This window comes from Paenibacillus jamilae, assembly GCF_050482105.1.
GTDB lineage: Bacteria > Bacillota > Bacilli > Paenibacillales > Paenibacillaceae > Paenibacillus > Paenibacillus jamilae_B.
The window spans coordinates 382,286-406,727 of the sequence record NZ_JBCNHI010000003.1; the positions used below are offsets into that span (position 1 = coordinate 382,286).

The 24,442-nt window shown below is 48.8% G+C and carries 22 protein-coding genes; all 22 read right to left on the bottom strand.

Annotated elements, in window-relative coordinates; genetic code table 11:
• Window positions 1-16 precede the first annotated feature (16 nt).
• Window positions 17-1,354 carry a YycH family regulatory protein gene (locus ABEW32_RS03035; RefSeq protein WP_430184573.1) on the bottom strand — a complete coding sequence of 446 codons (1,338 nt, stop codon included), beginning with the start codon at window positions 1,352-1,354 and terminating at the stop codon, window positions 17-19.
• On the bottom strand, window positions 1,351-3,180 hold the full coding sequence (gene walK, locus ABEW32_RS03040) for a cell wall metabolism sensor histidine kinase WalK (RefSeq protein ID WP_430184575.1): 1,830 nt from the start codon (window positions 3,178-3,180) through the stop codon (window positions 1,351-1,353). Before walK ends, ABEW32_RS03035 begins: the two co-directional genes overlap by 4 nt.
• Window positions 3,177-3,908: a response regulator YycF gene (gene yycF / locus ABEW32_RS03045; RefSeq protein WP_430184577.1), complete on the bottom strand. Its 732-nt coding sequence runs from the start codon at window positions 3,906-3,908 to the stop codon at window positions 3,177-3,179. The genes walK and yycF overlap by 4 nt, the downstream gene beginning before the upstream one ends.
• A 232-nt stretch (window positions 3,909-4,140) precedes the next feature.
• The gene (locus ABEW32_RS03050; protein WP_430184579.1) at window positions 4,141-5,664 is read right to left on the bottom strand and encodes a peptidoglycan DD-metalloendopeptidase family protein; all 1,524 of its coding nucleotides are present in this window, start codon (window positions 5,662-5,664) and stop codon (window positions 4,141-4,143) included.
• Between the two features lie 298 nt (window positions 5,665-5,962).
• Entirely contained in the window at window positions 5,963-6,616 is a 654-nt protein-coding gene (locus ABEW32_RS03055) for a hypothetical protein (protein WP_430184581.1), read from the bottom strand.
• A gap of 143 nt (window positions 6,617-6,759) precedes the next feature.
• Window positions 6,760-7,455: a GntR family transcriptional regulator gene (locus ABEW32_RS03060; protein ID WP_430184583.1), complete on the bottom strand. Its 696-nt coding sequence runs from the start codon at window positions 7,453-7,455 to the stop codon at window positions 6,760-6,762.
• 59 nt (window positions 7,456-7,514) lie between these two features.
• Window positions 7,515-8,525, bottom strand: coding sequence for a CehA/McbA family metallohydrolase (locus tag ABEW32_RS03065; protein ID WP_430184585.1), 1,011 nt, complete (start codon window positions 8,523-8,525; stop codon window positions 7,515-7,517).
• Window positions 8,518-8,985: a hypothetical protein gene (locus tag ABEW32_RS03070; protein ID WP_430184587.1), complete on the bottom strand. Its 468-nt coding sequence runs from the start codon at window positions 8,983-8,985 to the stop codon at window positions 8,518-8,520. The genes ABEW32_RS03065 and ABEW32_RS03070 overlap by 8 nt, the downstream gene beginning before the upstream one ends.
• Window positions 8,982-10,469 (bottom strand): hypothetical protein, encoded by a 1,488-nt coding sequence (locus tag ABEW32_RS03075; RefSeq protein WP_430184589.1) that lies wholly within the window; start codon window positions 10,467-10,469, stop codon window positions 8,982-8,984. The genes ABEW32_RS03070 and ABEW32_RS03075 overlap by 4 nt, the downstream gene beginning before the upstream one ends.
• A gap of 31 nt (window positions 10,470-10,500) precedes the next feature.
• Window positions 10,501-11,343, bottom strand: a complete 843-nt coding sequence (locus ABEW32_RS03080) for an ABC transporter permease (RefSeq protein ID WP_430184591.1) — start codon at window positions 11,341-11,343, stop codon at window positions 10,501-10,503.
• A 2-nt stretch (window positions 11,344-11,345) separates the two neighbouring features.
• Window positions 11,346-12,515 (bottom strand): extracellular solute-binding protein, encoded by a 1,170-nt coding sequence (locus tag ABEW32_RS03085; RefSeq protein ID WP_430184593.1) that lies wholly within the window; start codon window positions 12,513-12,515, stop codon window positions 11,346-11,348.
• Between the two features lie 103 nt (window positions 12,516-12,618).
• A complete protein-coding gene (locus ABEW32_RS03090) occupies window positions 12,619-13,650 on the bottom strand; it encodes an ABC transporter ATP-binding protein (RefSeq protein ID WP_430184595.1) in 1,032 nt (343 codons plus the stop codon).
• A gap of 54 nt (window positions 13,651-13,704) precedes the next feature.
• A complete protein-coding gene (locus ABEW32_RS03095; protein ID WP_068505271.1) occupies window positions 13,705-14,529 on the bottom strand; it encodes an ABC transporter permease in 825 nt (274 codons plus the stop codon).
• 195 nt (window positions 14,530-14,724) lie between these two features.
• Window positions 14,725-16,011 carry an adenylosuccinate synthase gene (locus ABEW32_RS03100; RefSeq protein WP_430184597.1) on the bottom strand — a complete coding sequence of 429 codons (1,287 nt, stop codon included), beginning with the start codon at window positions 16,009-16,011 and terminating at the stop codon, window positions 14,725-14,727.
• Window positions 16,012-16,388: 377 nt separating this feature from the next.
• Window positions 16,389-17,747: a replicative DNA helicase gene (gene dnaB / locus ABEW32_RS03105; protein ID WP_430184599.1), complete on the bottom strand. Its 1,359-nt coding sequence runs from the start codon at window positions 17,745-17,747 to the stop codon at window positions 16,389-16,391.
• A gap of 2 nt (window positions 17,748-17,749) precedes the next feature.
• The gene (gene rplI / locus ABEW32_RS03110) at window positions 17,750-18,193 is read right to left on the bottom strand and encodes a 50S ribosomal protein L9 (RefSeq protein WP_016822463.1); all 444 of its coding nucleotides are present in this window, start codon (window positions 18,191-18,193) and stop codon (window positions 17,750-17,752) included.
• Window positions 18,190-20,178: a DHH family phosphoesterase gene (locus ABEW32_RS03115; RefSeq protein WP_430184601.1), complete on the bottom strand. Its 1,989-nt coding sequence runs from the start codon at window positions 20,176-20,178 to the stop codon at window positions 18,190-18,192. The genes rplI and ABEW32_RS03115 overlap by 4 nt, the downstream gene beginning before the upstream one ends.
• A gap of 11 nt (window positions 20,179-20,189) precedes the next feature.
• Entirely contained in the window at window positions 20,190-21,107 is a 918-nt protein-coding gene (locus tag ABEW32_RS03120; protein WP_430184603.1) for a DUF2232 domain-containing protein, read from the bottom strand.
• 5 nt (window positions 21,108-21,112) lie between these two features.
• Window positions 21,113-21,415 (bottom strand): MazG-like family protein, encoded by a 303-nt coding sequence (locus ABEW32_RS03125; RefSeq protein WP_430184605.1) that lies wholly within the window; start codon window positions 21,413-21,415, stop codon window positions 21,113-21,115.
• A gap of 228 nt (window positions 21,416-21,643) precedes the next feature.
• Window positions 21,644-22,072, bottom strand: a complete 429-nt coding sequence (locus ABEW32_RS03130) for a CBS domain-containing protein (protein WP_013373897.1) — start codon at window positions 22,070-22,072, stop codon at window positions 21,644-21,646.
• Window positions 22,073-22,117: 45 nt separating this feature from the next.
• Window positions 22,118-23,179: an LCP family protein gene (locus ABEW32_RS03135; RefSeq protein WP_430184608.1), complete on the bottom strand. Its 1,062-nt coding sequence runs from the start codon at window positions 23,177-23,179 to the stop codon at window positions 22,118-22,120.
• A gap of 231 nt (window positions 23,180-23,410) precedes the next feature.
• On the bottom strand, window positions 23,411-24,352 hold the full coding sequence (locus ABEW32_RS03140) for a D-alanyl-D-alanine carboxypeptidase family protein (RefSeq protein ID WP_430184610.1): 942 nt from the start codon (window positions 24,350-24,352) through the stop codon (window positions 23,411-23,413).
• Window positions 24,353-24,442 lie beyond the last annotated feature (90 nt).

Below are 24,442 nucleotides of genomic sequence, written 5' to 3' on the forward strand. Positions count from 1 at the left end.
TTCCCCCTTCCTATCATCACTTTGTCTCTTGGCCTAACTTCGCTGGTGTTGTATTGGATGCTGTCGTTACAGGAACAGCATGAATCTCTGCAGCAGAACCATCGCTGAATGTAATACGCCACTCAGGGACAAGCTTCAATCCGTCATTGATCAACTCCGGCTGATATACAGGAGTCAGATCTCTAATCGTCTTGCCTTCGCCTACCGTTTGCAGTTGCTTCTCCAAGGCCTCGCCACCGGGCAACAATACCTTCTTCGATGATTGCTCGCCGCCCTTGAGATACAGCAGCGAACGATCATAGACAGATGCCGTTTCCTGCTGGATTTGCAATGAGATCGTACCAAATCGGAACGATGGCGTGTCCAGCACCGGATAAGCGCCATAATACTGCTGGAACATCACACTCGTGCGATTTTCATCGCTGCTTCTCAATTTCATCTGATATGAGGCATCCCAACCGCCATGCTGATTTACAAAATCAACTGCGGCCAACACGTCCCTAATTGGGCTGCTTCCATCCGCTCCCGGTGCACTAGGATCGGTATAGCTCATCCAACGTTGATCCTGCTTGATCTGTAAGCTACGCTTGCTATCTGTATAAATCTGGGAACCGTCTTTTTCCTGAATATTGCGCGTAATGCCCGGATCGAAAAATAAATTTCGCTGCATCTGTTCTGTTGTAAACAACCCGGCATATACCACAGGCTGTACAGTCTCCAGGTCATCCACGGGAATGTAATACTGATTATTCACCAGCTTGTACAACGGGGCATTTCTCCCAAAATTCACATGCTGCCGAATGTCTTCTACAGTCATATCGAACTGGTTGGCCTCATACACCACATCGCCTCTGGCACTGAAAAAGAGTGCGTGCGGCTTGGCATTCTTTTCGTCGATATAGATCCAGATGCGGTTAATGGTCTCTCCCTGAAATACTGAATCCGGCGTCAGACGCATGACCCGCTCCAGTAATGAAACCGGAACCCCGCCGGAAAATGATAACTCAATCCCCTCATCCTCACTGCGAATCCGTGCCCAGTCCGCTGACTGGATACTCCGGCGTTGGAAATTGTTAAAGCTTCGGCTTTCCAGCCGTGTATAAATCAAATCGTAAAAAGTAACCCCCGGATAAAAAACGGTATGTTTCTTCTCACCTTGATGAATAAGCATTCTATCAGGAAATACAAGGTTCTCAATCTTTTTCTCCTGTCCCATGCTTTCAGTTTTGACATAGTTCGTTTCTGAAGTGAGTACAGAATCACTGCCCGGAAGACGGTAGATCAAAAAATAAGTCTGAACCAGGCTGGAAGCCACCAGCAGAATAAGCGTCCATGACTTCAAACGTTCTTTCACTGTGCTTCCCTCCCTTCACCCGGCATAGGCAGCGTAAAGGTCGTACACGTTCCCTGACCGTATTCGGACTCCAAGAAAATCTGGCCTCCATGGGCCTTTACAATTTCCCGGGCAATCGACAGTCCCAGTCCTGTGCCACCCATATTGCGCGATCTCGCCTTGTCCACACGATAAAACCGTTCAAAAATCCGGTCCAGATCTTTTTTGGGAATACCAATTCCAGTATCCTGTACCGAAATAGCCAGCATGCCCTCATGGTTGCGGCGAGCTTCAATCCGGATACTCCCACCTTCTGGTGTATATTTCAGTGCATTGGACATCAAATTGTCCAGCACCTGATCAATCTGATCGCGGTCGATCACGACCTTGCCGATCCCCTGCTCTACGAACATGCCTGAGCGAATATGTTTTTGCTTCATTTGAAAAGAAAACCGATCCGCGACCTCGTCCAGCATCTCCATCACATCGGCAGGCTGCATCCGCAAAGGCGCCTCATTGGAATCAAGCCGCGACAGATGCAGCAAATCCGTAACCAGCCGGATCATACGCTCCGTCTCGTTGCGGATGACACCCACAAAACGCTCTGCAAGCTGCGGCTCAGCCATCGCGCCGTCATCCAGCGCTTCCGCATAGCTGCGGATCGTCGTCAGCGGTGTGCGCAGCTCATGGGATACATTAGCGACGAATTCCCGCCGCGTCGTCTCCATCTCCTCCTGCTCCGTCACGTCCTGAAGCACAGCAATCGTGCCCGTAATGCCAAATTCGCGCCGATGAATCGGCGTAAAGGTCACACGGATGACGATGGGTTCATCCTGACCAGCCGGCTCCAGCTGCAAGAGCGTAGAAGCCGACGAGCCGCTGTACAGGGCCTCGGTTTCCTCCGGGTCGATCCCGAGCAGTACCGCGATATGTCTGCCGGTCATCTCATTCTCGTTCACACCCAGCATGGCGCTGGCCCGGCGATTGACCAGAATGACCCGGCCATGATCGTCGGTAGCGACCACGCCGTCGCTCATATTGGTCAAGATGGAGGAGAGTTTTTCCTTCTCCTCCTCATTCTGCGACAGTGCCTCGCGCAGACGTCCTGTCATATAGTTAAAGGCCACGCTCAGCCTGCCAATCTCATCTTCGCCAAACACTGGCATCTGCTGGTCAAATTTGCCCTCAGCGACCTCCGTCGCATGCCGTGTCATTACTTTGATTGGATGCGTAATCGTGTGGGCCAACACCACGCCCAGCACAGCCGTCAACGCCAGCGCAATCAACATACCCGAGAGAAACACATTGTTAATGCGTTTCATCGTATCGTACAGCTCAGCCATGGAAGCAGCGATGTACACTGCACCGACAATTTTGCCTTGGCTGATGACAGGCTTGGCGACGACCTTCTTGCGGATGTTATCCTCGTCCACCATATATTCCTCGTTATCACGTATTCCTTGGAGTGCGCGGCTAACCACTGTCTGCGTATTTTTACGTCCGACATAGTCGGCATGAGAGCCTTGGGAAGTAATCAGTACTTTGCCACTGGCATCCAGCACCTGAATTTCCGCGCCGCTAAAGTCAAACAAGTTATTTACGCGTGCACGCAGACTTTCAACGCTGTCTTCTTCCATTTTGCCATCACTTCCGCTCAGATCCTGTTCCGCCAGCACAGACAGCATCTCTGCCCGCGCTTGCAAATCCTGCGTAAAATTACTCGTCAACGAGTTCTTCATTGAGCTGACAAAATAGACTCCAATCAACTGCATGGCCACCAAGATCAGCAGCACATAGATAATAATCAGCTTGGCATGAATGGTGCGAAAGAAGGACAGCCATCTCATGCCCGCAGGCCACCTTTGCCCCCGCTAACGATATATCCGAGGCCACGCCGTGTCAGGATCGTCTCCGGCTTGCTTGGATTTTCCTCAATCTTCTCGCGCAGCCGCCGGATCGTCACATCTACCGTCCGTACATCCCCGTAGTATTCAAACCCCCATACCGCTTGAAGCAAATGCTCGCGAGTCATGACCTTGCCTGCATTTTTCGCCATATAATATAGAAGTTCATATTCTCGGTGCGTCAGGTCAAGTGGAGTTCCGTTTTTATAGGCTGTATACATATCCGCATCAAAAAAGAGATCGCCTACGCGTAGCCCCTGTTTATCCTCTTGTGGGCGGCTTTCCGATGTGCCCCCCACACCGCGTTGCTGTCTACGCATCTGTGCCTTCACCCGTGCCAGCAATTCGCGTGTGCTGAACGGCTTCGTTACATAATCGTCTGCCCCCAGCTCCAGCCCTAGCACTTTGTCGATTTCCCCGTCCTTGGCAGTCAGCATAATAATTGGCGTCTGAAGCTGATGTCCACGCACCTCGCGGCATACGTCCATACCGTCCATGCCCGGCAACATCAGGTCTAGCAAAATCAGGTCTGGCTGCTGCTTAACCGCAATATCCACCGCACTGATTCCATCGAAGGCGCAAATCACCTGGTAGCCCTCTTTTTCCAAATTAAACTTCAAAATATCAGCGATAGGTTGTTCATCATCCACTACTAGAATCGTCCCCTGCATACAGCGTTCACCTCTTCTCACGGATCATCATCTATCATTAACTTTTGTTTGTTAGCGCCCATAAGATGCTTATTCTATTCTATCATACCCGTACGCTATTCCATTACTTTTCCAGACCCTTTTCTTTACGCAGAAAAAACCATGCCTGCACCTGGCTGTTAAGCATGCAGAAAACATGGTCTTTCTCCTTGATCCTCATCGAATCACATAACTCTCGATTTAAACATCCAATCTATCTTAAATACGTCATTGGATTTTGTGGCGTATTATTTTTGCGAATCTCAAAGTGAACATGTGTGCCTGTGGAGCGTCCAGTGCTTCCCATGATACCAATCGCTTCACCTTGCTGAACAACCTGTCCCACATGAACACCAATACTGTTCAAATGCCCGTATACCGTTTGATAGCCATTGCGATGATCAATCATAATGACATTACCATAACCATTCTGCTGACCGGCAAATGTGACGACGCCATCATCTGAAGCTTGAATCGAATGGTTGCCGACCAAGTCAACACCTTCATGCATACGTCCCCAGCGTCCTCCGAAGCTGCTCGTCATGATCGCACCCGCAGTCGGCCAAGCAAATTGACCCGAGCCTTCTCCCTCGACTTTCGTTCCTCTCAGGACCACCTCGGTAACAGACGGTTGCAGCACCTTTTGACCGAGCCATTCCTCTTGTATAACTTCACCGTTCTCTTTGGTCAGACGATAGTCCATCTCTTTAAGACCAGCTTGTCCAGGTCTGACGACTTTCGTAGCTCCTGCCTTTAATTCATCACTCTGTCGAATCTCCACCTCAGGCTCGATGGCAATCTGCTCGACGACCTTTTCTACCGTTCGTACGGTGACAGGAACCTTGGGAGCCGTGACCTTTAACTCGTCCCCAATTTGCAAGTACAACTCACGCAGACCGGGATTGTTCTGCTTAATCTCCCAAGCCGTCGTATCGAACTTCGTAGCAATCGACGACAAAGAATCGCCTTCTTGCACCGTATAGGTTGTAGGAGCTTCACGCCCCTCGGTCAGTACCTTAACCGCTTCTGCCTCCGTCAGCACCTTGTTCGGATCTGCTTTTACCGGTTCATAGGCAATCTTTTCACGGATACTGGCAGACTCCAGCCAAGCTTTAGGGGCCTTAGTGCTGGCGCTGGCATGGCTACTCCCCACGGATGTTTTGCGAACCAGCCCCTTGATGCCTGTCGCCGTACCTTCACCCGCAGGTGTGTATTTCTTCTGCACTTGCTTTAAAGCCGCTTGTGCAGTCGCTTTATCCTTTACAATGCCAACCGTCTGTCCGTTGACCTTCATTTCTACTCCTTTGGCATAGGCAGTCAGCATGCCGTCCAGCTTCTTCAGCGTGGCTGCACTATCGATATCTGCCTTATATGCCTTTTCCGTGCTCGTCGTTACCGCGCTCGTATTGAGCACCATTTGCACGTCAGGATACTTGTCTTTATACTGTTTGCTCTTCGTTGTGTATAGCTGCTTAAGCTGTTGTTCATTCAGGATACTGCCGACCTCAACGCCTTTAACATATACTTTATAATAAGGAACTGTATTGGCTCCAACGTACTGATTGCTAGCAAAAATAAGACCGCCAACAATCACAATGCCGCCTGCCGTCCAACTCAACCATCTTTTCCGTCCGCTCCACCATGCTGCTATTTTCCCTGCTTTGCCAGCAGAATTGCCTTCAACACTTGAATTTCCATTCCCGTGGTCTGGTGATAACTTCCCCTTAGAAACCTCCATGGTTCTCTCCTTTTCAGCATACCCTATCTCTATAAATGCGTTCATTATTGTCTTTTTCACACGATAAAAGTAGCCATTTTGCAGGCTTTTCTATGATAATAGTCGCTATCTATCATTGCATAGTTACGTAAAAGGTTTCAAAAATTTAACCTTTTCACAACACAGTTTACTTTAACATAGCTTTTACAAAGAATTCAACTACACCCCAATTACTTCCTTGCACGCAAAAAAATCCGCGCCCGGCGCGGATTCCACAGTCCTATTTTGAGCATTAACATTGCCCATACATTCATCGATATTATTTAAGCATACCCATCAGTTTGTTATATTCCTCCTTGGTCAAATACTTCGCTAGCACCTGCTGAATATCTTGAAGCTCCTGCTCGGTGAGACCGCCTTCCATCGCGGCTGATATTTTCTGCATCTCTTCTGGCGGCAGTTTACTCATCAGAATCGTAAAAATCTCCTGCTTCTGGTCCGCCGGCAAATTGTTCTTCTTCTCCGTCAAATGATCAGGCGTAATAACCAAATCATGACCTTCGATACTCGTTTCGGGTGTAGCTGTACCACCTGCCTGCTGCGACTCGCTGCCTGGTGTCCTCGCCGAGGTGGACCCCTCCTGAGATCCCTTGTCATTGGGTGCACTACCTATCTTACTTCCGCTTTCTTCTAGGTCCTGTCCCATGACAGGCAAAGCATGATCGGGAGGGGTTGCGCTTCCAGAGTCGCTCCCTGTCGTCTTGCTCTTCCCTGTTTCCGTGCTTTTATTTGCGCCTGTGCTTCCATTGAGCCAACCAAGTCCCCATATCGGCTGTTGATCGAGCTGAATGTTAAATTGCCGCAGCAGCGATTGAACATAAGCATTCACGACTACACCTGTTACAGCCAGTGTTAGCGCGCTCACCAGCACCACCGTCATTCCTTTTTTGAGCAGCCATCCAAGCCACCTCATATCCCGTTACCTCCTTATACGCATCTTGCCATGTGTACATCATGAAGTGCATATAGACCAGTATTGACGAGATATGACGATTTTTAACCCTTGGAATATGTAAAACTAGCACGATTGAATGGTAGATGCATTCTGGCAGTGGATCAGCGCGTACGGCGCACCCAAAAACGGAAAATATCATTGCGGACGTAATCCAGTGAATACAGCACCTGTCGGTTCAGCTCATCGTAATGAAGCTGCTTGAGCAGTAGCACCGTAGCCTGCGATTGCTGAAGCAGACGTGTGGCATGAGCATCATGAGCGTCTGGAACGGTCAGCTCTGAATATGCCCCTACAATTCGTACCCCAGCCTGAAGCTCCAGGCTCTGAAATAAAGACCCCGAAAAAGACCCTTCCTCCACAATAGGACTCGCTAATCTTTCCGGCATCCAGTTAATAGAGTGTGCTACCGCCTCTCCGTCCGCGGTACGCGTACGCTCTAGTACAATCATCGGCTCATGCTCGGAAAGCTCCATTTGCTGCGCAATATCCGGTGGGCACGCCGAAATTCTCTGGATGGATTTTAACTGCTCATCCTCCCGAAGCCCCGCCGAGCGAATCATATCCCCAATGCTGTATAGGCGATCCAATGAACTGGGAATGCTGGGAAGCGGGCGGGTGGCAAACGTACCACTCCCGTGCTTCACCAGCAGCTTTCCCTCCGATTCCAACTGCCGGATAGCTCCACGTAGCGTCGTGCGCGATACTCGGAACGATTGAGAAAGCACGGCTTCCGAAGGCAGCTGGTCACCCGGACCAATCTGGTTAACCTGAATATATTCTTCTATGAGCAACTTCACGCTCTCTTGTTTGGTCGACACCGTCCAAGCCCAGCCTTTCTATCATAATGGCCTAACATTCAAACAATATAAATCGGATTCGTAAAAGCAATCATGGTCACGCAGTATTCCATACAGCCATACAGCTCGGCTCGTATCCAGCCCTTTTCTGCTAGGTCTTGCAGCGTTATTGTATATTCTCCTGATTGTGCAGGAATGTGGATTTCAGAGCATGTGCCCTGATGGCTGGTCAGCAGCAGCCGAAGGCTCTGCGGCTCCAGACGATAGTAGGCTGCTCTGGTCTCTACATCCAACTGTATCGTCACCGACAGTGAATCTTCTTCCACCATCGACTCTATAGCTTCTCCAATCTTATAGCGTCTGTCCTTCCCTTTCACCTGTGCCTGCATTGTCAGTAACGGTCCCAGCGTAACCGATACAGAGCCGTTGCGGATGGCCTCAACAGCCCGGTTTGCCAAGGTGTCTAGCTCGCCTGCTTCCTCCTGCACACCCAGATAGGTGACAGCTGGCAGGGCATCGTCTGGTTTGGATACATGCCAGTCCCGACCACTCACCGCCGTGATGCGATATCCCTGGTTCAGCAGATCGGTCCACATCGCAAATGCCCGCTGGCTGTCACGCTTAATCGACGGCATGAGCGTTGACCATACCTCAATATAATCGATCTCATGCCAGTCCTGAATGGTGTACTCCCAAAAACATCCTGTGCAGATTGGACTTCCGATCCTGAACGGATGGGCAATTCCTGCAATTCCCCCCTGCTCATGTACCCTTCGAATCCCCTCGTGGATATCATCCGGCCCCAACACACGCCAGTCGATAAAACGGTCTACCCCAAGCGTCAGCATATGTCCGTAAAAGGTTGTCCATTCCATCCCTGGAATGATTGGAACACCGTACTGCTGTTGCACCCGCTCTTGATCGACAAGTGCCGACTGGGTATTATGATCTGTCATAGCGATGCATTCAAGCCCGAGATGGGCTGCGCTTTGGGCCAGCTCCTCCAGTGTTTGCTTGCCGTCACTATGAAGCGTATGGGTATGAAGCTCCGCCGAAATCCATTTAACCATGTACAGCATCCTCCCCCCATACCTGAATGCTGTATGTCAGCGACTCTGTTACAACCGCGTGCAGACTGACGGTTATCTTCCACATTCCCGCGGGGTTGTCTCCGGCGACAAATCCCGGCGAAGCCGCAGAACAACCCAATTGATGCTCCTGTTGCATCTCGGGTCGATGCGCATTGCCCCGATGGCGAACAGGATCATCAACAGACAGCGTTAATAAATTTTGCAATGGCGTATACTTCTTCCACGCTTCCTCCGTATGCCCCGGCTCATCGTATCCGTATCGGCTCATGCTTTCTTCAATTATTGTTCGAGCCTGCTCCTGATCCTCCAGCAGCTTGGGAGTGTACGAAAACTGAATGTGAATGATTTCTGGCTGCTGTGAAATATGAAAAGAATACGTAATATGGCTCTGGGTACAGGAACGATCAACCGTTCCTTCCACATGCAGCAGCTTGCTCATATCTGTTCATCCTTGCCTGCCTGGGAATCATCAGCGTGAGCTACAGATCCCGCCTCATCTGCCGCTGTCCATAGAATACCTGTTGGGGTATCCCTCGTCAGCTCAATTACCCGATCTGTACGAATCCCAGGCTGCTGCGGCAAATAATTCTCGCTCAGCATAAAAGCATACAACCCCGCTACCTGTATACGATCGGCACCACCTTCCAGCAGCACTGCTCTGATTTCCGCTATATCATCCAGTGCAGGCTCTCCCGATAGCTTGACCGTTGTGGAAAAGAATGATTCTGCCCCTTCATAGGCGGCTCTAAAATCCCCGAATCTCAGATCATAATGGCATGATGAATACCACTGATCGGAGCCATGCAGGCGAAGCTGAATATCGACACAAGCATCCTCTTCACGTCGATTAAAGCCAGGTCTGGATGCCAAAGCACGTCCGCCTTCGGTACCAAGCACAGGGTACTTGGAGGTCTGGATAAAGACATAGCTTCGCTGAGGAGCAAGCGCTAGGGATGACGCAAGCGCTGGCATTTCCAGCTCCTGTTGACGTTCCATTTCCCACTGTGTGACCTGATAGGCAAAAGGAAAACGGCTCATGACCGCCTCGCGCGGCTCTTCCTCTGGCTTCCACTGGAAGGATGGTGTCAGCATAAAACGGTAGCCTGACGTAATATGATCGGTAAAGTTTCCATTGGTCGTCGCTGATTGAAGAATGGGGTGTCCTCCCAAATCATAGCTTCCCTGAAAGGCAGTGGTTATATGATGAGGGCCTTGAAAAACAGCACTCAACACGCTTCCATCAGCATCCAACTCAACACGATACATCCATTCAATATCTGTTGTTCTTCCCCACTTGCTCATTAACAAGGGGGCTGGCGTTCCTTCATCTTCATGGCTGAACATCATCTGATATTCGATGATCGTCCGCTTTTCCTCCTCTGCCACCGAATAAAACAAAACCAGCGGCGTATCCGTGAAACGATTTTCATAAGGATGGGACAGATTGCGGCCATACAGAAGAGGAGTGTGGCGATAGATAAGCGATCTGGCCGATGAATCAGCCACACAGCGCAGCTCGACCCCATCGATCCATGCTCTGGACACCAGCGGAGCAGACTCCAATTCGCGGAATTCCGCATACACTTCATATTCGCCTTCCTTCAGATACCCCAACAAACGAGTGTATACACCCAAACTACTGCCATAATACAAAATAACGTCCTGATTATAGACATCGTTCAGGTAGAGGCGCACGAAGGCTGATTCCCGGTCAGTCGCAGCCCAGTCGCTCTCCGATCGAGCCAGCAGATCGAGCTCTGCGAATCCGTCCTCCGGCATGGAAAACATAAATCGGAATCCGTTTCCTGTGCTAAGCTCGACCTCGGCCTTGTGTAAGGCAATCCGATATCCGCAATCCAGCAGATCTTTTTCCTGTAATTCCCCGCGGAACCCGGTCATCTGCACTTCTGCTTGGCTGTTCATCCTTGTAACCTCCTTAGTGTATAGCGGCACCCTAGCCCACATCCGCATCTTTTACCATGGTTCGAATATAAAAGTAGCCCATAAAAGAACACAGTAAAAACATAAACACAGCCATTGCACTTGCCGTATGTGTTTCCTGGAAGCTGGAAAATACCTGCTGCATGGCTACACCCAATACCTGCGGCGAGTTGGCACCAATCAGGAACGGAGCTGTAAAGCTCCCCATGATCCCCATAAAGATAAAGGTCACCGCAACCCACATCGTTTTGTAGGAAAGGGGTAAAATAAAGCGTCCAAACAGCTGGAGTGTGCTGGCTCCTGCATCTTTGGCGCTTTCAATCACAGCGTTCGGAATGCTGGCAAGCGCTGAGCTGAGCAGCATGGTGGCGAACGGGATGTTGAACCACAAATTGGCCAGCACCAGCCCTTTGTAGTCATAAATAATTCTTGGAATCGTCTCCATGCCGAGGGGAAGCAAAAGACGTGCAGCCCAGCCGTGATTTCCATACATTGTAATAATCGCATACGTTGCAATTACACCGGGAACAAACATTGGAATAAAATACAATCGGCCTATCCATTTCACGACGATCCCTTTGCCAAATCTCAGGTAAATCGCCAAGGCATAGCTGATAATCAGTGTAAGAGCGGTCGAGACTAGCGTCACATTGATCGTATATATGATGTTTTTGCGCATGGCAGGCTCCGTAAACAGCCGAATATAGTTCGCCAGGCCGTAGCCGGTTCCATGCTGATCAATCAAGCTCTCCTTCACGGCATAGAGAATAGGAATAATGACGACCATCAGCAAAATGAGAAAAGACGGGATGACTAGGGCAAGCCCCAACATCCCTCTTTTAGTAGATGAACTCATGATTAGCCGCCTGCGACTTCACTTTGCCAGCGCTTATAGATCTCCTGCTGGAGCTCGCCGCTGTTGAAGCTGCGGTAGCCTGAAGATACACTATTGAACTTCTCTTGCAATTCTTTTGGCATCAGACTCCACTTGATCCCCGGATAGCCATACATTTTATTGATCACAACCTTCTGCGCGTCTGGTGTCAGCACATAGTTCAGGAACTCTTGTGTCGCTTCCTTCTTGGAGGAAAGAGAAGGAACCATCAGATAGGACGGACCGCCTGTAAAAGCAGGATCAATCTGTGTCAGCTTGATCGTGTCAGGCAGCAGCCCTTTTGCCAATTGCTCCAAGGCCATGTCGGACCATGCTGGAATCATATCCACCTCTCCGCTTGCCAAAATATCAAGCGTACCCTGATTCTTCTTCGGGTACACACCCTTCTGATACATAGAAGGCCCCAGTTCCTTGAGCAGCGAGAAACCTTGATCCCATTTTTTCATATTAGCCGGATCGTTACTGTTCATGGCCTCTGGCGGAAGAAAGTTATAGATGACGGTATTTACAAATGAACTCCCTGACCCACCCGTGGACGGATCATTATAAGCAAACTTGCCGGGATGCTGACGAATCCACGTATATAGCTCGTCTGCTGTTTTTGGAGGCGTAGCCACCTTTGCGCTATTGTAGGCGAGCACTACCGAGGATGCCCGGTATGGAATAGCCTGGTTATTCACTTGCTTTAGATAGGTTTCATCCACATTGGCTAGGTTCGGAACCTTCTTGGTATCCATCGTGTCCCACAGTTGTTCGCCTACGCCTCTGGTGATGTCGTCCAGACTGCCCTCATACAGATCGATATCTACATCGGTTTGTCCGCTCTTTTTGGCTGCAATCAGACGATCCAGCGTAGATGCTCCCCCCGTTCCAGCTGGCAGATACACCAGCTTCACCTTGATATGATCGTTTTTAGCCTCAAAATCTTGAATTAACGTTTCCCACAACTCTTTGACGTTCAAAGATCCGCCAGTGTACAAAGAGATCTCCGTCGTGCCCGCAGCTGCCCCTGCTTTCGTGTCCTTGGCCTCTCCTGTCGTGGTTGCGGCCTTGCCACTGTTCCCACATCCGGCCAATAATGACAGACTGAGTACCCCAGCCAAAATCAGACTCATCTTCTTTTTCCCAAACACGTTGTTTCCTCCTTTAGATGTTTGCACAAGTTCGCAATACCGCTAGCTGATGCGTTCATGATGGATTGACATTGAAACGATGTAGAAGATTGAAGGTACACATTCACTGTGCTGCTGGAAAAGTAATAATTTTATTGAAGCTGAATCTAATCTGCTCTCCACTGCGCAGCTCTGCAGCCCGGTCACGCGGCACGAACATTTTCAGATGATCCCTCCCGCTGTCCAGCGACACCTCGGCATAATGCCCAAGTACCATCACCTGTCGGATTGTCCCAGAAAGCGAAGAACCATCTTCATTCGTCAGAACAATATCCTCCGGTCTTACACCTACCATGGATTCACCTGTATATTCATGCTCTTGCGGAAAGGATACTCCATTCACGGAAACACTGCGACCTTTGCTCACCCCCCTTAATAAGTTGATACGCCCAATAAATCCAGCTACAAACAGCGATTGCGGATTGTCGTAAATCTCCTGCGGCGTCGACAGCTGCTCAATCCGGCCTGCATTCATAACCACAATCCGGTCGGAAATCGACAGTGCCTCCTCCTGATCGTGGGTGACAAACACCATAGTCATCCCCGTCCGCATCTGGATGTCGCGTAGCTCTTCTCGCATCTCCATCCGCAGTTTGGCATCAAGTGCGGAGAACGGCTCGTCCAGCAGCAAGACATCCGGCTTTAGCAGCAAGGCACGGGCGAGCGCTACCCGCTGCTGCTGGCCACCTGAGAGCTGGCCGGGCGTTTTGCGTTCCGCCGTTTCCAGTCGCACCAGTGCCAGCGCTTCCTTGACCTGGCAGTCGATTTCCGCCTTTTTCACCTTGCGGATTTTCAAACCGAAGGCCAGATTGTCATACACCGTCATATGCGGCCACAGATTATAGCTTTGGAACACCATGGCTGTCGGACGCTTTTCGGGAGGGAGCTTCAGTACGCTTTTGCCTTGAATCTGGATATCACCGCCATCCGGCTCCAGGAAACCGCCAATCGAGCGAAGCACGGTTGTTTTGCCACAGCCGGACGGCCCGAGTAAGGTCACCAGTTCTCCCTTCATCACGTCAAGTGAAATGCCTTTGACTCCGTCTCCTGTCTTGAAACGTTTGGTTAACTCTTGAATGGATAGTTGAATAGGCATTAGCTTAGGCTCCTTTTTCAGGATTTTTGCAAACTCCTCTTTTAACCAATTACGTTATTTCACCTGAAATCCGCCTGCCAGTACATCCGCACTTACAAACCGCTTGGCGGCCAAAAGCAGAATAATCGTGGGCAGCGTAAGAATGACCGAGAACACCGCCCCCGTCGTGCTCGGATAATCGGCAATGATCGAATACATGATGACTGGCATCGTTTTATAATCTGGTGTGCCGACCAGCAGCGTCCCCTGTGCCTCGTCCAGTGAAGCCAGAAAGGTAAAGATGGAAGCAACCACAATGCCGGGCAGTGCCATAGGAAAGGTGATTTTCCAGAACACCCGAAAGGGGCCGGCTCCGGCATCCCTAGCTGACTCCTCCTGGGCGCGATGTACACTGCGGAATGCAGAGGATGGAATCCAGGTCATATACATGAGCGTGTTCACCATGTGGATGAGCACAATGCCTGCAAAGGTGTTCATCAGCCCAAACTGGTAAAACAATACGGCGATGGACACATACAAACCCATCTTCGGAAAGGCATGTGTAAGCAAGAAGGAAAACAGAAACCACTTACTGAGTGGAAAGGAAATCCGCGCAAAGGCATAAGCGGCAGGAACACACACAATAATCGAGCAGACTGTAACGGTAATAGCAATCAGGAAGGATAGGGAAATCGAACTGAGCACATCATCCTGGGTAAGTACAAACTTCCACCATTCCAGGGACAAGCTCTGCGGGAGTGGTGCAGGATATTGCCATTTGCCCGAGACGGCCAACAGGAGCAGATTGGTCAGAGGCCCCAAGAAAAAAATGACGAAAATGACAAGCACGATGAATTCCACAATTTTGCGTGTGCCGAGTGAGCGAAGATACCAGTTCATAATTCATCCCTCTCAAGACGTCTAGACGTCCGAATCTCTTTTCATTTTGGATTATAGAGAGGGTTTGTTATCACAAATCGACAGGGAAGATAAGATTATGTAAAGTGTGAAAATACGGATTTACACTTCAACAATAAAAAAAGAGAGGGCTTTAATAGCCCTCTCTCCTTGAACGTGTATGAATAGCATTTTATTTTACAAATAAATCGGAAGCACTTGGTTTGTTTGATCACGGTTACGGCCAACCGAGAAGATAGCAATTGGAATGCCAGTCAACTCAGATACGCGTTGTACATAATGACGGGTAGTCTCAGGCAGTTCCTCCAGTGTTTTCACACCCGTAATGTCTTCGCTCCAGCCCGGCATTTCTTCGTACACCGCTTCGCACTCTGCCAGCATTTTCAGACTTGCTGGGTAATGCGTAATGATCTCACCACGATATTTGTAGCCTGTACAGATTTTGACTGTTTTCAGACCTGTCAATACGTCCAGCGAGTTCAGGGAAAGACCCGTTAATCCACTAACACGACGGGCATGGCGTACAACGACGCTGTCAAACCAGCCTACGCGGCGAGGACGACCTGTAACCGTACCGTACTCATGGCCTGTTTCGCGAATGTAATCGCCGATTTCATCGTGTAGTTCCGTTGGGAAAGGTCCATCCCCTACACGAGTTGTGTACGATTTGGCTACACCGATCACTTGTTGAATCTTGGATGGGCCTACACCAGAACCGATACATACGCCACCAGCCGATGGGTTAGAGGACGTAACGTATGGATACGTACCTTGGTCGATATCGAGCATAACGCCTTGCGCACCTTCAAACAACACTTTACGATTAGCGTCGATCGCATCATTCAGCACTACAGACGTATCAGCTACATAAGGACGGATAAACTCAGCATACTCCAGATACTGCTTCAATATTTCTTCAACATCCAACGGCTCGCCGCCGTATACTTGTTCAATCACTTGATTCTTTTCCTTCGTCAGATGGCGCAGCTTTTTCTCGAACTCCTCTGCATCCATCAAATCAGCAATACGAATACCGTTACGTGCAGCTTTATCCATATAAGCAGGACCGATCCCTTTACGGGTGGTACCAATTTTGTTAGGACCCTTGCGGTCTTCTTCCAGCACATCCAGCGTCATATGGTAAGGCATAATGACATGTGCGCGGTCACTAATGACCAAATTTTTCGTGGAAAATCCATTATCATGAATATAAGTAATTTCTTCAATAAGAGCGGCTGGATTCACTACCATGCCGTTGCCAATAACACACTTTTTATCTTCATAAAAAACGCCGGATGGAATCAGGCTCAGCTTATACTTTTTACCGTCAATGAGAATCGTATGACCAGCATTGTTTCCGCCTTGGTAACGGGCCACTACTTCGGCGCTTTCCGCCAGATAGTCCGTAATTTTACCTTTGCCTTCGTCTCCCCATTGTGTCCCCACAACGACTACAGTTGACATGTTTCATTCCTCCGTGGAGTGCCCACAGACACTCTGATTTTGAGCTGACGCGCTAACGCATATCTGGCTTCAACCGCCTCAGCGGGCAAATATGGAGCGTTCTCGGACAGCAGGAAAAAACGTCCGTCGCAGACATTCCACAAGTTCGGAAAGTCCCGGGCGTAATGATCTCCCCACTGCGTTGAAGCAGCACTATAAGTGTACCAGTACCATTTTTTAAAGTCAAATAAAAAACGAACATTATATTACATGAAAATAGTATTGTTCGTAATTGAGAGTTTCAATCGTTCTATGAAAATATATAAATTCTATAAAAAAGGCTCTCTCGAAATCGCGATATCCGCGTCGAAAGAGCCTTTTCTAATCATACTAATATATTAACCGGCGAACGCATCTGAATGGGCACGCTCGTAATTAGCGAATTTATTATAATTTTTGAGAAATACCAACTCTACCGTACCGACCGGGCCGTTACGCTGCTTGGCAATGATAATCTCAATAATATTTTTCTTTTCTGTTTCCTGATTGTAATAATCATCCCGGTACAGAAACGCAACGATGTCAGCATCCTGCTCAATGGAACCCGATTCCCGCAAGTCACTCATCATTGGCCGCTTATCTTGACGCTGCTCCACGCCCCGGCTCAGCTGGGAAAGGGCAATTACAGGCACTTCAAGCTCACGGGCGATTTGTTTCAATGTCCGTGAAATTTCGGATACCTCCTGCTGCCGGTTCTCGCCCGCTTTGCCGCGTCCGTGAATGAGCTGCAAGTAGTCAATAACGATCATGCCCAGTCCCTTTTCCGTCTTGAGACGGCGGCACTTGGCACGAATATCAGCCACGGTGACACCGGGCGTATCATCGATATAGATTTCTGCCTCCGACAAGGCTGCAATGCCCATCGTAAGCTTCGCCCAATCTTCGTCGCCTTTAAATTCACCTGTCCGCATGACATTCGCGTCCAGGTTAGCTTCGGCACAGATCATCCGCTGCACGAGCTGAGCCGCCGACATTTCCAGACTGAAGATGGCAACTGTCTCCTTTGCCCGTACTGCAACGTTTTGTGCAATATTCAGAGCGAATGCTGTTTTACCTACAGATGGACGAGCAGCCACAATGATCAGGTCATTGCGCTGGAAACCTGCCGTCATCTTGTCCAGGTCAACGAATCCGGATGGAATTCCGGTTGTGTTGCCCTTGTTCTGATGCAGCAATTCAACGCGGTCGAACACTTCCATCACGACATCGCGGATGGCGATAAAACCACTGCCAGAGCGACCATTGGAGATTTCCATAATCTTGCGCTCGGCATCGCTCAGCATTCCGGCCACATCCTCGCCGTTGCTATAGCCTTCACTCACAATTTGCGTAGCTGCACGAATCAAGCGACGAAGCATCGCTTTTTCTTCAATGATCTGGGCATAGTAATCCACGTTAGCCGCTGTCGGCACCCCGTGAGCCAGCTTCGCCAGATAACTGACACCACCGATATCCTCTAGCTGACCTTTGTCTTGAATTTTCGAGGTCAGCGTAACCAAGTCAATCGGCTGCCCGGATTCACCCAGCTCAATCATTGCTTCGTAAATCATCTGATGAGCTTTATCGTAAAAGTCCTCGGTCTGCACCCGCTCCATTGCGGTAATCAGTGCTTCAGACTGAAGCAAAATAGACCCGATAACCGCCTGTTCAGCCTCCAGATTTTGCGGAGGAATCCGATCAAAAAATTCGCCGCCCATAATTATTCTTCAGTCACCTGTACTTTCAGCGTAGCTTTGACCTCAGGATGAAGCTTGACGGTCATTTGAGTCACGCCCAACGTACGAATCGGTTCTTCCAGCTCGATTTTGCGTTTGTCCAGCTTGATACCTGTTTTAGCAACAGCCTCTGCGATTTGCTTGCTTGTAATCGCGCCGAACAGACGTCCGCCTTCTCCAGCCTTTGCTTTGAGCTGAATTGTAGTCTCTTCCAGCTTTTTGCCGAGTACTTGTGCCTCTTCCTTTTCCTCTTGCTTGCGTTTTTCCTCAGCAGCATTTTGGTTTTCCAGCGTCTTCATATTTCCTTCCGTTGCTGGACGAGCAATACCACGCGGTAACAGAAAATTCGCTGCATAACCGTCGGATACTTCCTTAACTTGCCCCTTCTTACCTTGGCCCTTCATATCTTTAATGAATATTACCTTCATTCAAATAACCCCTCTTCCCCATCGATTTCGGCCAGTACGTCGACCACTCTGCGCTTAGCTTCCTCCAGCGAGCAATCCAGCTGAACCGCTGCGTTCGTCAGATGTCCTCCGCCGCCTAGCCGTTCCATGACGACCTGTACGTTCATGCGTCCGAGTGAACGGGCGCTGATCCCCACCAGGCCGTCAGGACGTTCACTGACCACAAAGGAGGCCAGTACATCCGTCATATTGAGTAATGAATCCGCCACCTGAGCAATCAGGAGCTGCGGTATTTTTTGTCCGGGCTCGGTCACCGCAATTGCGATATGCCCGTATATCATTTTAGCATGCTTAATAATTTCCGCCTTAGCAATATATTCATCCAGGTCCTCTTTTAACATGCGCTGGATCATCACTGTATCTGCTCCACTACGTCTTAAGAAGCCTGCTGCTTCGAACGTGCGTGAGCCTGTATGCAGGGAGAAATGCTTGGTATCCACCGTAATCCCCGCCAGCAGTGATGTCGCCTCCAGCGGTGTCAGCTGGACCTTCTCATGAATATATTGCAGCAGCTCGGTCACCAGCTCACAGGCCGATGACGCATATGGCTCCAAATAGATCAGAACAGAATCATTAATAAATTCCTCGCCCCGACGATGATGATCCACAACCACCACCCGGCTGGCCGTCTGCACCAGACGCGGCTCAATCGTCATTGAGGCCTTGTGTGTATCCACCACCACCAGCAAGCTGTGCTCAGTCATCATCTGAAGCGACTGCTCCGGTGTCATGAGTGCCTGCGACAGCTTCTCATCCTTGTTTACCTGCTCCATCATTCGGTCAATAGACGGATTGGATTTATCCAGTACGATATGTGCCTCTACATTGTAAAGCGCCGCAGCCTTCCACACACCGATAGCCGCTCCAATTGCGTCCATGTCTGGTATTTTGTGTCCCATGATCAGCACACGGTCGCTCTCCTGCATCAGATCACGTAGCGCATGCGCAATGACTCGGGCTCGCACCCTAGTACGCTTCTCGACAGCATTGGACTTGCCTCCGTAAAAAGAAAGACGCTGTCCCGCTTTCACTGCTGCCTGATCTCCCCCACGTCCAAGCGCCATATCTAGACTGGATTGAGCCAGCTCGCCCAACTCCTTGATACTCTCTGCGCCGAAAGACAAGCCAATGCTCAATGTCATCGGTACTTTCAAATCCGCGGTCATTTCCCTTACGGTATCCAGAATGACGAATCGACTTTGCTCCAGTTCTTGAAGTGCTTTATGATTCAGCATAATAAGATAACGCTCAGATGACAACCGGCGCAAATAAATATTGTACTGATTAGCCCAAGACGTAATCTCGCTGGAAACTTTCGCAATAAGCGCGGTGCGTTGCTGATCGTCCATTCCCTGAGCGGCCTCGTCCATATTATCGAGCATAACGATACCAAGCGCTAACCGCTCGTTTTCGTACTGCTTACGCAGTACCGCAAGCTCCGTCACTTCATACAAATATATCAAACGCTCATCAGGCACGATTAGAAACTGATAATGACGTTCATCATGCTGTAGTTCCACCTTTAGTTCACGAGCAGGCTCTTTCGTTTCCTTTTTAGTGCTTAGAGCGTTTGCGAGTTGAGGAAACAAATCTTGAAGGGGCTCTCCAATCAAAGATTGCTCCTCAAACATCTCACTGGCAAAACGATTGTGCCATTCTACCGTTCGATTTTCACTGTATAAAATGATACCGAACGGCAGTGTGCTGATCGCTTCTCCCTCCACCCGTTTGATCCGGAAGGAAAGGCCACTGATATATTGATTCAGTTCCCGACGAAAATCCAGCTCCGTCTTCAGCATCAGTCCGCCGAGCAAGAATGATAGCAGCAGTCCTATCACACCCAGTTCCCAGTTATACATGGAAATACATATGACAAGCACCAGCAGCAATAAAAACGCCCAGACCGTCTGATAGCCGTGCCAGCGTTTTTGTAGAAATTTAGGCATGACTGTTCACCCTATTTCTTTGATCTTGTAATAGCTTCACGCAGCGGAAAGGCCAAATCAATAATACCTATAATGCGGAGCGGCTGGAACACCAGAACGACGAGCGACAGCAGCAACGCAATCACCGGGCTCATTTTACGGCTATGCGTCCAGAAGTATACAAAACCAATTGTCTGGATAATAAAGCATGCATGGATTAGCGGTAGCATACTAATGGAAACCGTTTGAATCCAGCTGCTATCGGAAGAATCTGCTATCCATCCAATTACAATCGCCAGCAGATAGTACCAGATCAGCGTGCGTGGTAGCATCCACTCGCGGGCGGGCTTCATTTTACGTACCGGTACATCGAGACTGCTCAATGCAGGGCGCGCCAAAGCATGTGTGATCACTGCCAGTATGAACGAGCTGACGATCATCACATATGGAACCTTACCAATCAGCATTGTACCAAGTTTCTGCGTATCTTCTGCTGTCCAGTTCATATTCGCAAACATCGGATTCGCACTCAAAATTTGCTGTACTACATTAGCTGACATTTCAGCCTGATCGCGAAGGGACTGTGAAAGATCAAACCCGAAGGAATACGTAGCGATAAACAGTACAAACAACAACTCGGCTAAAATAATGCCTGTTCCGGTCATCAGCGCCTGAAAAGCAGGGCCTCCCTTTTTATATACCCGTCCCATCAATATAGAAGGAATTAAAAAGTAAATCGCAGGAAGCAGCGAATACACATCGAGTAGCGCTATAATTAAAAGCACCGGTATGACGTGAACTAGAAATCCTTTGAAAGGCAGCGATGAAAACAATACAGCGCCAGGCACAATCAAGAAAAATACAGTAATAATTCTAAATGGTGTCAATAGAGTCAGCAGCAGAAGCAAATAAATAATGCTCCATGCTACAGTGGCCAAGCGGAATTTCAACGTTTTCACCTCTTACGCATATGTTCTTCCAGTGCGGAAATGTCCTGATACCAATCCTCCAGCTGGTGTCCTTCTTTTCTGTGCTTTCTTAGCTTGTCGATGAGTAGATCATCCAATTCACGGTAAGACACCCCAAGACGCCTTCCCAGAATATAACTGCTCATCATCAGGCTGGCCAAACAATCACCAATGCGGACTGTACTGCCTTCCCACATCGCCTTAAACAGACGGGAGACTTGGTCAAGGACCTCTGTTTTAAGCCATTCAATAACCTTGGCTCGTTTAACTACATCCATTTCTTTAGGCATATGATGAAGAGTCACACCCCTCTGAAAAAGCTTTATTCTCCATTATAGCATAACCTATTCTGAAAATAACTGTTACCCCATAGGGTAAATAGTCATTTTCAGAGCAGCTCTACTACTTATTATAAGCCTTTGCCGACATCGTTACCCCATAAATAACAGCAATCCTCTGGGCAGCCTTGCTGCTGCATTCTGCTCCTGCAAGCCATTTATTCACAGCCATACGCAATCTTAAGATGACGTATTAAGCGATTCCTTGGACACAAATTTCTCACAATACTCAATAATTTGGCTGCGGCGTACAATGCCGATAAACCGTTCCATATCATCCACAACAGGCACAAAGTTTTGTACCTTTGCCAAATTAATCAGATCCTCCATATTGGCATCAATGGATACGGGTTTCATCGAAACCCGCAGCGGAACGTCCTTAAGCATAAACTTAGAAGCGTTTTCAAAGGTGATTTTCCCCTCAGACTCCTTCATATGCCACAACAGGTCGCCCTCTGTAACCGTACCTGTATATCTACCTTCCTTATCCAAAATAGGAACCGCCGTAAACCGATGATATTCCATCCGTTCCAACGTTTGCCGTAAAGTAGCATCTGCCGTTACACAAGCGACCTCTTGTTTGGGAAGCAAGAAAAAAGCGATATTCATGAGAAACGAATCCCCCTCAAAATCAAATATAAATCCATTGATTACTCACTGAATGTCCTGCTTGTCGGGAAGCCTCAGCGTCTGTGGGGTTGTATCAGAGTCTAGCCAGTTTGCAATCATAAGTCTGGCATTTTCAAGCTCCTGTTCATTAGCCCGGTCATAGTACAGACCCTTCTTTTTAAACCCTTCCCCCGTAATCGTAAAACTCGAAATTTGTGGATTCCCTTGTGAAATAGCTTGCTTGCCAAGCCCAGTAATAAAGGAAGGCTCCATATCCGTTTTGAAATTGGCTCCCATAATATCGAGCAGCTCTGGGATCTTGGTGATTCCGTCGATATTCAACAGCCTATCTGCCATAGCATTCAAAAAAATTTGCTGGCGTTTTGTTCGGTTGAAGTCGCTATCTTCCCGATACCTAACATAATACATGGCTTCTTCACCATTATAAAGCGGCTTGCCCGCTTCAATACGGAACTTGATATGCAGCGGATTTTTATTCTCGATGGGCTGGTCGATAGGAAGTACTACTCCGCCCACTGCATTTACGGCATCCTGAATGCCCTGGAAATTAATCGTAGCATAATAATCGACCTTATGCTCCATCAGCTTCTCTACGGTGGCCATGGACATATCCTCGCCTCCGAACGCATAAGCATGCCCCAACTTATCAAAATCATCCTCGCCATCTCGATTCGAATCATGTCCGGCAATCTGTACATACGTATCCCTTGGGATAGAAATCAAGAGCACACGCGATTCTGCGGGCCGTACAGCAGCATATATCACCGTATCTGAACGACCACGTGCCTTTTCATTGGGCCGTTGATCTGTCCCCAGTAATAACACCGAAAAAGGCTCCTTCTGGTAAGCAACGGTCTCTTGGGGCTGTTGTTCCTTGGATTGACGAGGCTGGTAGGATTTCTCCAACTTGCTTTCCAGCGTCGGTGACACAAACCAGTCAAAAGCCACGAGCGTCAGCTGTTTGCGGAATAAATAGCCCCCCACTGCAAACAAAAGCAAGACAATACATGAAATATATAGAGCGGTAAACCTCTTTTTCTTCTTGGGCTTTCCACGGGTCTTTCTCTTATGTCTTCTCTCCATCATAGCTTCCTTCCTTCTTTCCTCCACAAATCCCATCTCTTCATTAAACCGGATTGGTCCCTCATGAAGCGGAAACTTCCCCTCAAAGCATAAAAGGTCTGCTACCTTGTTGTCAAAAGTGCCATGGCGTGGTCAGTTCTTCAAATTCATGACAAAAAGAGCCTTGCCCTCACGGTCAAAGCTCTCATTAATGTATATAAGTATCCTATGTAGCTTTCAAAGTTATCTTTTATTTTAATGCGGAGCCAGCTTCACCAAATTTTGCAGTCGCACTGGGAAAGAGGTAGACAGAGAAAAACCATAATCGAATAACTTCCGTGTCTGCTCAAAACGCTCTTCCTTGCTCGGTGCACCTAGCACTACAGCAACTAACCGTTTGCCATGCTGCTCAGCTGTACCAGTGAAGCAGTATCCAGCATCGCTTGTGTACCCTGCTTTCAATCCGTCCGTTCCTGCATAAGAGTACGGTCCAGCTAAGGAAGGCAGCATCCAGTTCGTATTACTGATATAAATGCCCTTATCCTTCAACTCCATCTGCGTACGGCTGGATGTTCTAAGAATCTCAGGATGTGACGTAATCAAGTAAGAAGCCAGCTTTGCAGTGTCGCTTGCTGTCATTTTCGTTTCTCCGCGAATATCCTTAGGATGGTTCGGTCCCAATTCGCTCTGACCGGCCCCAGAGGCATTACTAAAACGACTATCGGCCGACAACCCGATTTGGGCAGCCTTTTCGTTCATACGCTTTACAAAAGCGGATTCATTGCCTGACGAACGCTCTGCCAGCGCCACAGCAGCGTCATTCGCTGAATACACCACCATACTCTGAAACAGTTCAGACACGGTCATCCTTTCTCCATACCGGAGAGAGAGATTAACACCACCCACCGTACTGGCATAACGACTAATTCGCACCTCATCATTCCAGCCTAACCGTCCGGTCCGAATATCCTCCAGTATCAGTAGCTCGGTCATGAGCTTGGACATATTTGCCGAGGGCATGGGCTTATCGCCATTTACATCCATCAGCAATTCCCCAGTATGCATGTCCATCAGCACTGCAGCCTCTGCATCCACATTCGGCTTTCCGATCAACAAGCGGGGTCCAAGTGTAATAAAAATCAATATAATAAGTACAGGGACGACAATAGCCCAACGTAACCAATGTTTTTTCATCATCGTAATAACCTCCATATCTTATTAGACGATGAAAAATCCATTTTGTCTGCAATTTTTCAAAAAAAAGATACAATTTTTTTACCTTTTTTT

Bases quoted from the DNA above. Each gene is read 5' to 3' on its own strand.
- walK (WP_430184575.1), bottom strand. From the start codon at position 3,180: ATGAGATGGCTGTCCTTCTTTCGCACCATTCATGCCAAGCTGATTATT.
- yycF (WP_430184577.1), bottom strand. From the start codon at position 3,908: ATGCAGGGGACGATTCTAGTAGTGGATGATGAACAACCTATCGCTGAT.
- ABEW32_RS03050 (WP_430184579.1), bottom strand. From the start codon at position 5,664: ATGGAGGTTTCTAAGGGGAAGTTATCACCAGACCACGGGAATGGAAAT.
- ABEW32_RS03055 (WP_430184581.1), bottom strand. From the start codon at position 6,616: ATGAGGTGGCTTGGATGGCTGCTCAAAAAAGGAATGACGGTGGTGCTG.
- ABEW32_RS03065 (WP_430184585.1), bottom strand. From the start codon at position 8,525: ATGGTTAAATGGATTTCGGCGGAGCTTCATACCCATACGCTTCATAGT.
- ABEW32_RS03070 (WP_430184587.1), bottom strand. From the start codon at position 8,985: ATGAGCAAGCTGCTGCATGTGGAAGGAACGGTTGATCGTTCCTGTACC.
- ABEW32_RS03075 (WP_430184589.1), bottom strand. From the start codon at position 10,469: ATGAACAGCCAAGCAGAAGTGCAGATGACCGGGTTCCGCGGGGAATTA.
- ABEW32_RS03080 (WP_430184591.1), bottom strand. From the start codon at position 11,343: ATGAGTTCATCTACTAAAAGAGGGATGTTGGGGCTTGCCCTAGTCATC.
- ABEW32_RS03090 (WP_430184595.1), bottom strand. From the start codon at position 13,650: ATGCCTATTCAACTATCCATTCAAGAGTTAACCAAACGTTTCAAGACA.
- ABEW32_RS03095 (WP_068505271.1), bottom strand. From the start codon at position 14,529: ATGAACTGGTATCTTCGCTCACTCGGCACACGCAAAATTGTGGAATTC.
- ABEW32_RS03100 (WP_430184597.1), bottom strand. From the start codon at position 16,011: ATGTCAACTGTAGTCGTTGTGGGGACACAATGGGGAGACGAAGGCAAA.
- dnaB (WP_430184599.1), bottom strand. From the start codon at position 17,747: ATGGGCGGCGAATTTTTTGATCGGATTCCTCCGCAAAATCTGGAGGCT.
- rplI (WP_016822463.1), bottom strand. From the start codon at position 18,193: ATGAAGGTAATATTCATTAAAGATATGAAGGGCCAAGGTAAGAAGGGG.
- ABEW32_RS03115 (WP_430184601.1), bottom strand. From the start codon at position 20,178: ATGCCTAAATTTCTACAAAAACGCTGGCACGGCTATCAGACGGTCTGG.
- ABEW32_RS03125 (WP_430184605.1), bottom strand. From the start codon at position 21,415: ATGCCTAAAGAAATGGATGTAGTTAAACGAGCCAAGGTTATTGAATGG.
- ABEW32_RS03130 (WP_013373897.1), bottom strand. From the start codon at position 22,072: ATGAATATCGCTTTTTTCTTGCTTCCCAAACAAGAGGTCGCTTGTGTA.
- ABEW32_RS03135 (WP_430184608.1), bottom strand. From the start codon at position 23,179: ATGATGGAGAGAAGACATAAGAGAAAGACCCGTGGAAAGCCCAAGAAG.
- ABEW32_RS03140 (WP_430184610.1), bottom strand. From the start codon at position 24,352: ATGATGAAAAAACATTGGTTACGTTGGGCTATTGTCGTCCCTGTACTT.